The 9,059-nt window shown below is 55.4% G+C and carries 8 protein-coding genes; 1 reads left to right on the top strand and 7 read right to left on the bottom strand.

Going from position 1 to position 9,059, the window contains the following annotated elements; all coding sequences use genetic code 11:
- Positions 1 to 344 precede the first annotated feature (344 nt).
- Complete coding sequence (gene yghX, locus AUQ42_RS07150; RefSeq protein ID WP_068518410.1) at positions 345 to 1,232, top strand: YghX family hydrolase; 888 nt, start codon at positions 345 to 347, stop codon at positions 1,230 to 1,232.
- Positions 1,233 to 1,343: 111 nt separating this feature from the next.
- On the opposite strand, the gene AUQ42_RS07145 is transcribed toward yghX, so the two are convergent.
- The 7 genes from AUQ42_RS07145 to AUQ42_RS07115 all read right to left on the bottom strand — a co-directional run bounded on the left by AUQ42_RS07145 (position 1,344) and on the right by AUQ42_RS07115 (position 8,928).
- Positions 1,344 to 2,396, bottom strand: a complete 1,053-nt coding sequence (locus tag AUQ42_RS07145) for an aldo/keto reductase (RefSeq protein WP_068518409.1) — start codon at positions 2,394 to 2,396, stop codon at positions 1,344 to 1,346.
- A 96-nt stretch (positions 2,397 to 2,492) separates the two neighbouring features.
- Complete coding sequence (locus tag AUQ42_RS07140; RefSeq protein ID WP_068518405.1) at positions 2,493 to 3,128, bottom strand: DAK2 domain-containing protein; 636 nt, start codon at positions 3,126 to 3,128, stop codon at positions 2,493 to 2,495.
- A 12-nt stretch (positions 3,129 to 3,140) separates the two neighbouring features.
- Positions 3,141 to 4,142, bottom strand: coding sequence for a dihydroxyacetone kinase subunit DhaK (locus AUQ42_RS07135; protein ID WP_068518404.1), 1,002 nt, complete (start codon positions 4,140 to 4,142; stop codon positions 3,141 to 3,143).
- 11 nt (positions 4,143 to 4,153) lie between these two features.
- Positions 4,154 to 5,200 carry an ABC transporter permease gene (locus AUQ42_RS07130; protein WP_082817772.1) on the bottom strand — a complete coding sequence of 349 codons (1,047 nt, stop codon included), beginning with the start codon at positions 5,198 to 5,200 and terminating at the stop codon, positions 4,154 to 4,156.
- The gene (locus tag AUQ42_RS07125) at positions 5,197 to 6,744 is read right to left on the bottom strand and encodes a sugar ABC transporter ATP-binding protein (RefSeq protein WP_068518403.1); all 1,548 of its coding nucleotides are present in this window, start codon (positions 6,742 to 6,744) and stop codon (positions 5,197 to 5,199) included. Before AUQ42_RS07125 ends, AUQ42_RS07130 begins: the two co-directional genes overlap by 4 nt.
- 92 nt (positions 6,745 to 6,836) lie before the next feature.
- The gene (locus AUQ42_RS07120; RefSeq protein WP_068518402.1) at positions 6,837 to 7,847 is read right to left on the bottom strand and encodes a substrate-binding domain-containing protein; all 1,011 of its coding nucleotides are present in this window, start codon (positions 7,845 to 7,847) and stop codon (positions 6,837 to 6,839) included.
- A gap of 58 nt (positions 7,848 to 7,905) precedes the next feature.
- A complete protein-coding gene (locus AUQ42_RS07115; protein ID WP_068518401.1) occupies positions 7,906 to 8,928 on the bottom strand; it encodes an ABC transporter permease in 1,023 nt (340 codons plus the stop codon).
- Between the last annotated feature and the right edge of the window lie 131 nt (positions 8,929 to 9,059).

The following is a 9,059-nucleotide window of genomic DNA, read 5'->3' as shown; positions in this document are numbered from 1 at the left end:
CCCCCGCCATACCTGGGATGTGTTTTATGGCCAGACGGTTGAGGCGGTGCTGGCCTGGATCAATGGTGATCCGATCCGGGTTCTTCCATCATAGCATCATCGCAAACGATATCTGCCGCCCCTTGTCCGAACGGATCGGGATCTTGATGTGACCACGGTTACTTTTTGGCCGTGATAGCGCGTTTGTGACTTGTGAAAAAATCAGGATAGATGACAATCATTCGCACGCAGGGGCCAGGACGCAAAACAGCGCCCCCTGCTGCGACGTGCGTTGATCTGATTTGTCTTTGTTACCGTCACCACCAGCCCCCCAATCCCCGTGTCACTCAGGACAGGAGCGCATGATGGAACGTCTGACTGCCAAGGATTTTTCGCCGGAACTGCTTGAACTATATGATTTTTACGCGCATGGGATGATTGACCGGCGCGAATTTCTTGATCGTGCGGGCCGCTATGCGGTTGGCGGCATGACGGCACTGGCCATCCTTAATGCCATGAGCCCGAATTACGCAATGGCCCATCAGGTTGATTTCACCGATCCCGACATTGTTGCTGAATATATCACCTATCCGTCCCCCAATGGCCATGGCGAGGTCCGCGCCTATCTGGTCAAACCGGCCAATGTCACGGGCAAGGTTCCCGGTGTGGTGGTTGTGCACGAAAACCGCGGGCTTAACCCCTATATCGAAGATGTCGCACGCCGGGTCGCCAAGGCGGGCTTTATCGCCCTTGCCCCGGATGGTCTGACATCGGTTGGCGGTTATCCCGGCAATGATGACAAGGGTCGCGAATTGCAACGTACCGTCGATCCGACCAAACTGATGAATGACTTCTTTGCAGCCATTGAATTCCTGACCGCCCACGAAGCCACCACCGGAAAAACCGGCATTACCGGTTTTTGCTATGGTGGCGGGGTCGCCAATGCGGCTGCGGTTGCCTATCCCGATCTTGGTGCTGCTGTCCCGTTCTATGGCCGTCAGGCCGATGCCGCCGATGTTCCGCGCATTCAGGCACCGATCCTTTTGCAATATGGCGAACTTGATGAACGGATCAATGCCGGCTGGCCGGCCTATGAAGAAGCCCTGAAAGCCAATAACAAGGTGTATGAGGCCTATATCTATCCCGGCGCCAATCATGGTTTCCACAATGATTCCACACCGCGCTATGACAAGGAAGCCGCCGAACTGGCATGGCAACGTACCATCGACTGGTTCAACAAATACCTGAAATAGGCCGTTCCATTTGACGGGCTAACCAGACCTGCCACAGACAAAAAAACACCGTGACCGATATCAACCGGTCACGGTGTTTCATCATGTGCGCATTGGGAAATTCGGGGCGGCTTAGTCGCCTGCCCGGTTATGCAGCGCCCAGTCGCCGTCGCTGAATCTGTCGCGGGCAAACTGGCCCTGATGCCAATAGGGATAGATCAAAGGCGGCTGGCTGACCTTGTCCAGACGGGTCAGGTCATCTTCATCAAGTTTAAGGTCAATCGCGCGGAAATTGTTGATGAATTGCTGTTCGGAGCTGCCACCGACGACCAGCGAAGATACCGCCGGGCGCGTCAGCAACCAGGCCAGTGCGACCTGTGCGGCTTCAACGCCGTGTTTTTCACCCACCGAGATCAGGACGTCAACTATATCCCACAAACGTCCTTGATCCCGGATGGGTGGTTCGGTCCAGCCCGCCTCTTGCCTTGACCCTTTTGCAACAGGATTTTGGCGGGTGTGTTTACCGCTCAGCAAACCGGCCGCCAACGGGCTCCAGACCAGAACACCTAACCCCTGATCGACCGAAACCGGAAGCAATTCATATTCCGCTTCGCGGGCTTCAAGGGTGTAATGGATTTGCTGCGTGACGAACCGGACGCGACGGTCACGTTCGGATGCCTGCAACGATTTCATGATGTGCCAACCCGAATAGTTCGAACAGCCGACATAGCGCACCTTGCCCTGTGTCACGAGGGTATCAAGGGCCGCCATCTTTTCTTCGACCGGTGTGACACCATCCCATTCATGCATGTAATAGATGTCGATATGATCGGTTCTGAGATTGCGCAGCGACTTTTCGCATTCACGGATCAGGTGATAACGGCTGACACCTTCGTCATTGGGGCCGTCGCCAATGCGCATGCGCGCCTTTGACGTCACCAGAACCTGATCACGCCGCCCGTCAAGAACTTCGCCAAGAATCTGTTCGGACAGGCCGGTCGAATACATGTTGGCGGTATCAAAAACATTCACGCCGTGATCAATGCAGCAATCGACAAGACGCCGTGCTTCGGGCACGCCCTGCTTGCCGACCATGGCAAACGGCCCCTGCCCGCCAAAGGTGAATGTGCCCATTGAAATGGCTGAGACTTTCAAGCCGGATCGGCCAAGGGTTCTGTATTCCATGGTGGGTTCCTGCATTTATCAAAGACGAAAACTTTTGATGGCACGGCATGCGACCAGATCAGAGGGAGAGGCCAATCTGAACCGCATGCCGCCGCATCAGCGGTTGCAAAATTCTGCAACCGTTTCGATCAAAAGGGCCGCGACCGTGCTGCCGGCATCCTGAAGACCTTTGCTTTTTTCGGCAAAGGCGGCTGCCTTGCCATGTTGCGCAACAAGGTTCTTGGTGGCCTCAAGCGCGGCCTTGGCATCGCTGGATGCCTTGCTTGTGGACTCTGCCAGTGACAATCCCGCTGCAACCGATGCTTCGAGGCTTTCGGCAATCGGTACCAGAACATCCAGAACCGTCTTGTCCCCCAGCTTGGCCTTGCCGCGTTCGGCAATACCATCGGCATAGGCCCGCCAGAATGCGGCCATCTCGGTCGCACCGATTGCATCGGCATCGCCAAGCGCCTTGCCACCGCGCATGAAACCGGTCGCGGTCAGCGTCCCCATGGTTGACGGGGCGGCCTTTGCCATTGCCGCACCGGCCAGCATGAACTGTTTGCCCATCGGTGTATCGGTCTGGGCGGTGACCGTTGCCGCTGCCGCTTCGAAGGCATTATTCATCGTGATGCCCAGATCGCTGTCACCGACCTTGGCATCAAGGGCGATCAGTTCATCGCGTTTGTCACGGAACGTCGCGTGCAGGGCTTCGAACAATGCGGTGATATCACCGCTGGTAATCTTGTCCATCTTGGCCTCGGCTTACTTGGCAAAATGTTTGAAGAACGGGGTGTCGGCCTTGGCCGCCATCAGACGATCAAGTTCGTCATCAAGATGCAGCACCGAAACAGATGCCCCGGCCATTTCCATTGATGTCGCGAACTCGCCGATCCAGACATGCTTGACGTTGACCTTGCGTTCGCTCATCAGCTGATGGACGCGACGGAACAGGATATAAAGTTCTTCAAGCGGGGTGCCGCCAAGACCGTTGACCAGGATGGCAACGCCGTCACCGGCCTTGTAATCCTGTTCGGCAAAGATCTTGTCCATCATCTCGTCAACCAGCGGGTCGGCAGCGGTCAGTTTTTTGCGGCTGATGCCGTTTTCGCCGTGGATACCCATGCCGATTTCCATTTCATCGGCACCGATTTCAAAGGACGGCTTGCCGATTTCCGGGATCACGCAACTGCTTAACGCGACACCGATGGTACGCGTGCGGTCCTTTGCCTTTTCGGCAACGCGGGCGACTTCTTCAAGTGACATGCCTTCTTCGGATGCGGCACCGGCGGCCTTATACAGGAAGAAAATCCCGGCAACGCCACGGCGCTTGTGTTCTTCGCCAACCACGGATGATGCAACATCGTCATTGCCGACAACCGAAAGAACCTTGATGTCTTCCATGTCGGCCAGTTCGGTCGCCATATCGAAATTGATGATGTCGCCGGTATAGTTGCCATAGATATAAAGAACGCCCGCACCCTGATCGATATATTTGGTGACTTCGAGCATCTGCTCGGCACTGGGTGACTGGAACACGCCGCCTACGGCCGCACCATCAAGCATACCTTCGCCAACATAACCCAGAAACAGCGGAAGGTGACCCGAACCGCCACCGGTCGCAATGCCGACCTTGCCCGGTTTCGGGGATGCTTTTACATAGCAGCGCTTGTCATCATTGACATAGGTGACGTCGCTGTTGGCGAGATAGATACCCTCAAGCATCTCATCGACGAAATTCTTGGGATCATTCAGAAACTTTTTCATGATTTTCTCTTTTATTTCGCAGGTTTGAATTTGCGCTGTCGGGTGACAAAGAAGGCCGCGGCAAGCAGGATGAACGCGCCGACAAACACACGCTGCCAGGTGCTGGGAATGCCGACCATCACCAGAACGTTGTCGACAACAACCACCAGCAAAACACCCAGCATGGTGCCGATAACCGACCCGGTTCCCCCGGTGATCCGCGCCCCGCCAAGTACCACGGCTGCGATCACGGAAATCTCGGTTCCGACAAGATCAAACGGGTTGGCCAGCCGGTTCGCGGTGATATGGACAATCCCCGCCAGACCGGCCAATGCACCGGCATATCCAAAAACAAACAGGTGAACGATTTTGACGTTGTAACCCAGGCGTGCGGTGACTTCCGGATTGCCGCCCAGTGAAAAGATCGCCCGCCCCATCAGGGTACGCCGCATGATCCACCAGGTCAGAACCGCAACCACCGGCAGAATCAGGAAATAGACCGGAAGACTGACAATCGCGCCATTCGCGGTTTCAAATTCCAGAAGCGACAAACGACCGAATGTCGCCATCTCCCCGGGCAGTTCCATGATCCAGGTTGTCCCGATAAAGGCCAGCAACCCGCCCCGGAAGAAATATTGCGTCCCGATGGTCACAATCAGCGATGGCACGCGCAGCGTATAAACCAGAAAACCGTTCACAACGCCCAGAAACACACCGCCGGCAATCGCAATGGCAAACACCACAACAATCGACAGATCCGGCGCATATTTCTGAACCAGAAGCGTGATCGAATACATCGTCAATGCAGCAATGGCGGTAAAGGAAACATCAATCCCGCCCGCCGCAAGAATGACAAACACGCCCAGCGCAAACAGCCCGGTCACGACACTTGCCCGCCCGATATCAATCAGGGTGGAGGGCTGCAAAAATGCCGGATTGGCAATCGTCACGGCGATACAGATCGCCATCAGCAAAACAAGGGTGACAAATTCCGGTCGTTTGGCGATCAGACCGCTCAATCCGCCGCCCGGCCCGGCATTTGCCGCGGCCTGATTATGCGAGGTTCCAGCCGCACTCATGCTGCACCTTCCTGTACTGAACCAAGCATCGCCTGGTAGATCTCGTCTTCATTTGCGCCCGCGCCGTTCAAATCGGCGACGATTTCACCGGCACTCATCACAAGAATGCGGTCGCAATTCTGCAAAAGTTCGGGAAGGTCATCACTGACGATGACAAGTCCGATGCCCTGTTCGGCCATTTTCTGGATGGTCTGGTAAATCGCATCCTTTGATCCGACATCGACACCGACCGTCGGCCCGTGCAGCACCAGAATTTCCGGATCGATGCTCAGCCAGCGGCCAATCAGAACGCGCTGCTGGTTACCACCCGAAAGCGCCGATACCGGCAATTCGATATCTGCGGTATTCAGGCGCATCTTTTCGGAAATGTCGCGGGCAATTTCCTTGCCCTTTTTCATGTCGAGAATGCCGAACTTGCTGGCAAGTTTGCGCAGGATCAGCGCGATTTCATTCTGATAGATCGACTTGTCAAGAAACAGGCCTTCCGACAGGCGGTCTTCGGGGACATAGCCGATCCCCGCATCAATTGATTCCGACGCACTGTGGATGCGCACCGGCTTACCATTGACCGAAATCGAACCACCGGCCGCCGGTTTGATCCCGGCAATCGCCAGTGCCAGTTCGTTCCTGCCGGAATCCGAAAGCCCGGTAATGCCAAGAACCTCGCCCTTATGCAGTTTGAAGCTGACATCGCGAAAACGCCCGGGTACTTCAAGACGATCCAGCACCATCAGGGTTTCGGCCGATGGCGCCCCGGTGCGATAACGTTTTTCGCTGATCTTGCGTCCGGTCATCAGTTCGGCAAGATCCGTGCGGCTGTAATTGCTGATCGGCCCCTGGGCAACGCATTGGCCGTCACGGAAGACGATGGCATGGCCACCAATCCGGTAACATTCTTCGAGTTTGTGGGTAACGAACAGCACGGCCACATTTCGCGACCGCAGTTTTGACACCACATCAATCAGGTTTTCGACCTCGCGCCGGGTCAGCGACGTGGTCGGTTCATCCATGATCACAAGGCGCGCTTCGCACGCAATGGCGCGCGCAATCGCCACAAGCTGACGAATGGCAAGCGGAAGGTCAGACACAATGGTCGACAACAGTTCCGCCGTAACATTCAGCCCGACCTGCGACAGGGCCTTGGTTGCGGTTTCTTTCAAACGTGCGCGGTCAAGCGTGCGCAAAAGGCGACCATGGCCTTCGACAAGCTGCTCGCCAAGCGCAACATTTTCCATCACGGTCAGATTGGGGATCAGCGACAGGTCCTGATAAACCGTCTCGATCCCGAAATCGAGTGACTGGATCGGCGTCAGTTCATCATGAACCTCGCCATCAAGAATGATCTGTCCTTCGCTGGGCGGATGCGCACCAGCCATGATCTTGATTACGGTACTTTTGCCACATCCGTTTTCACCAAGCAGGTGATAGACCTCACCAGCCTGAAGCGACATGTCCACCCCTCTGAGGGCATGCACACCGCCAAACCGTTTGTGGATGTTTCGCAGCTCAAGGAAGCAGCGATTTTGCGGATCTTGCTTGGTCACCAGTTATTCCCTTTCTGCTGACGTTTCTGTCAGGCATAGCCATGCAGTCCGGCGCATTGTGCGTTGCGCCGGACCACTGGCATCAGGTGATCTTAGAAAAGGTAGTCCTTGTAGGTGTCCTTGTCGGCCAGCACCATGCCGTTACCAACAATCAGAAGACCCTTGCCTGCACCCGGTTTGACGGTGACGCTTTCATAGCCTTCAACACCAAGATCCATACCGTCGGTAATTTCCTTGCCTTCGAGCATGAATTTCGCGACCGCATTCATCGCCATGCCGGCTTTCTGCGGATCCCAGAAACCGATCGCGGTGATGGCACCGGAATCCAGATACGCTGCCGACGGGTTCGGAAGACCGGTACCGACCAGGCAAACCTTGCCAGCCAGACCTGCTTCTTCGATTGCACGGCCTACACCCAGAACATCGTTACCAGCCGAGGTCTGGAACCCTTTGATATCGGGATGTTTGCGCAGGATTTCCTTGGCCTTTTCATAGGTGCCGTTGGCGTCATCGAACGATTCATTGTTCGGATCAACCAGTTCCATGCCCGGATATTTCTTGGCATTTTCTTCACCGGCACCAACCCACTGCATGTGGGTACGGCTGCCCAGCGAACCGACAAAGGTGGTCCATTTGCCTTCGCCGCCCATGCACTGGGCCAGACGTTCGTTCAGTGCCGCACCGTAATCGGCATTGTCAAATGCCTCGATATCGGCGTGGGTGTTCGCCTGGTTGTCGGCTTCGTGGGTGACGATGATCGTGCCACGATCCATCGCACGGCCCAGAATACCTTCAAGAATATCCGGATCCATCGGCACAACCGCCAGCGCATCCACACCGGTTGCCACCAGATCCTGAACGATCTGAAGCTGCTGTGCGGAATCCGCAGTTGCCGGACCGACCTGGCGAATGTCCATTTCCGGGTTCTGTTCGGCGAATTTGTTTACGCCGGTTTCCATACGGTCAAACCACGGAATACCGCTGATTTTAACAACCGTGGTGATGGCCTTGCCATCCTGTGCGGATGCCGGTGCGGCAACGCCGACCATGGACAGGGCAGCAACCGCAAAGGCAGAGCTTTTCAAAAGTGTCGAAATTTTCATTGTTTTCCTCCCGAATTGGAAAATTCTGTTAGGCAGACAGTGCCCTCGTTCCTTGTTTTTATTTCCGTGCTTGAGGGCGTTGCACAGATGCCGTGACCGCGCGAAATTGCGGACTGAAGAAGTCCGTCAGACGGAACCGTCCGATGGCCAGGAAGCCAAGAAGCAAGGCACCCCAGGCAAAATCGCGGACAAAGTTGGAAAGCCCCATGAAGTTGAGCATGCTCGACATCATCTGAAGGGCGATGGCAGACAGGACCACACAGACAACACGTCCATATCCGCCTTCCGGACGCACCCCGGCCATGACGGCAATCAGGATGGCCACCAGAAGATAGGATGTGCCGTAGTCCCATTTCACATTGATGGTTCGTGCCGCGATGATAATACCGGCCAGCGATGACAGAACGCCGCTGACCGTATAGGTCGCGATAATCACCTTGTTCTGCGGAAAACCTGCATATTCGGACGCCTTGGGGTTCGATCCGTTAAGCATCAGCCACAGCCCGAACGGCGTATAGCGCAGAACAAAACCGATCAGACAGGCAACCGCAATAAACAGAAGAAAGCTGATCGGGATTTCAAACAGGAACCCGTTGCCGATTTCATAAAGCGGGCCTGGCGCACCAACACGCACCGACCGCCCGTCGGACAGAACCACCGCCAGTCCGATAAAGAACATCTGCGTACCAAGGGTGCAAAGGATCGCCGTGATTTTCAGATAGGCGATCAGCAATCCATTCAGCAAACCGCCCAGCAGCCCGACCGCCAGCGCAACCAGAATGAAGAACAGCGAAAACATGCCCGGGTCGCTTGATGCCGAAAAGTGACCGGCAACAAGCGTTGCCGCAGCAACGCCGGACAGATTGGCAAGCGCAATACCCGAAAGTTCGATACCGCCATTGCCCACCGACATTGCCAGCATGACACCGATCGCCAGCAACCCGATTTCCGGCACCTGACCGGCCATCGACTGCAAGTTAAACAATGAGAGATAGTTCCCACCAGATACAATGGCGCCAGCTGTCATGAGCACCACAATAAGTGCCACCAGGACAGTGAAATGCCCGTCTTTGGTACGCATAAATCCTCCCTTATGCGTTTAGTAAATTTTTTGTTTTGTTGACTAAAACTACCAACTCATTTTTATGTTGGCAAGCAGGCACTTTCACTAAAATACTCAGTGCAAGGTTGCATTGCGCCGTGCAGAATGTT

It is taken from the genome of Thalassospira sp. MCCC 1A02491 (assembly GCF_001613785.1).
Lineage (GTDB): Bacteria > Pseudomonadota > Alphaproteobacteria > Rhodospirillales > Thalassospiraceae > Thalassospira > Thalassospira povalilytica.
Note: the sequence above shows the minus strand (reverse complement) of the source record. Positions and strands in the feature narration are given on the sequence as shown.